The organism is Sphingorhabdus sp., from assembly GCF_046292425.1.
Classification (GTDB): Bacteria; Pseudomonadota; Alphaproteobacteria; order Sphingomonadales; family Sphingomonadaceae; genus Sphingorhabdus_B.
In genome coordinates this window covers 1-536 of sequence record NZ_JBKBQV010000123.1, presented here as the reverse complement: position 1 = coordinate 536, position 536 = coordinate 1, and the positions used below count along the sequence as shown (strand labels likewise).

Here is a 536-nt window from a genome sequence, read left to right as displayed (position 1 = left end):
TTATCATTGCTTTGATCGATGAAATAACACACTTTGCCTTTGGACACTGAAATAGGTCGACTCAAAGCAGCAGCCTTCGGCTTCAGACAACGGAGTTCGTATCGTGCATGGGGTAAAATTTGCGTTGATTAGCGGCGTGGCGCTATTCGTCTGCATTACTCCGGCGAAAGCCGAGCGATGGTCGGTGGTCATACAAAAGGACACCGACGGAACAACATATCTCGCAAACAGTGATTTCCCGACCGATGACTCCTCTCCAACAAAAACTTTTTGGACACATGCATTTTACGAGATGCCACGATACGGCATGAAGAGCCTTAAAGTAGAATATACCGTTCATTGCTCTAATCGAACTATAGTTAAACAAAGTTATTTCGAATATGACACCGAAGACAATGTTGTTTTTTCGGGAAAGAACAACAATGACAACTCTGCGAAAGTAGTTATTTCAGGTTCGGTCGAAGATCGGCTTTTAACATTTGCGTGTTCAAGCCCGATTTTGCGTAAACAGAATTACACAGAATTAAACGAAAAGT

1 protein-coding gene is annotated in these 536 nt (G+C 42.7%); it reads left to right on the top strand.

Annotation, left to right across the window (positions count from 1 at the left end):
• Nucleotides 1-103: 103 nt before the first annotated feature.
• Nucleotides 104-536 (top strand): surface-adhesin E family protein (locus ACK4S7_RS13220; protein ID WP_409647736.1); only part of this gene is annotated, 433 nt, incomplete at its 3' end.